The organism is Pseudomonas defluvii (assembly GCF_001695625.1).
GTDB lineage: Bacteria > Pseudomonadota > Gammaproteobacteria > Pseudomonadales > Pseudomonadaceae > Aquipseudomonas > Aquipseudomonas defluvii.
In genome coordinates this window covers 1-427 of sequence record NZ_MBPN01000332.1, presented here as the reverse complement: position 1 = coordinate 427, position 427 = coordinate 1, and the positions used below count along the sequence as shown (strand labels likewise).

The following is a 427-nucleotide window of genomic DNA, read 5'->3' as shown; positions in this document are numbered from 1 at the left end:
CCGGCACCGGTCAAACGCTGAACCATTTAAGTAAAAAAGCCCGTCGCACGACGGGCTTTTTTTTGCGCGTCATTCGACGATCGGAGCTCGATCTGGCACAGCTCTTGTATTTGTTTTGCATTGTATTTCAAGCGGATAGAGCACGCAGCTCTGTCACAAAGTTAACGTAGGTTAATGGCTCACGACCCTGGGGAGTACGTGTCGATATGAATGTAGTCAGTGAGCCAGCTTCAGGCCTGTCCATCGTTAATAACGAATCGATCAAGGCACTGGCACAGTGGTTGAAAAACAATGCAAATAATCGAGTCAGGAAGACCGATCCGCGACGTCGGTTGTTGGTTGAGCGGTACCCGGTGGGGTTGATCAGTGAAGCAGAGCTCGATGCGCTGCTCGGGGTCTGGCACCACTGACTGAGCGATCGCCGGCA

General features: G+C 52.2%; 1 protein-coding gene. It reads left to right on the top strand.

The window, feature by feature from the left end; all coding sequences use genetic code 11:
• The first annotated feature begins 206 nt into the window (after positions 1-206).
• Positions 207-410, top strand: a complete 204-nt coding sequence (locus EKA13_RS27580; protein WP_065762061.1) for a hypothetical protein — start codon at positions 207-209, stop codon at positions 408-410.
• Positions 411-427: the final 17 nt, after the last annotated feature.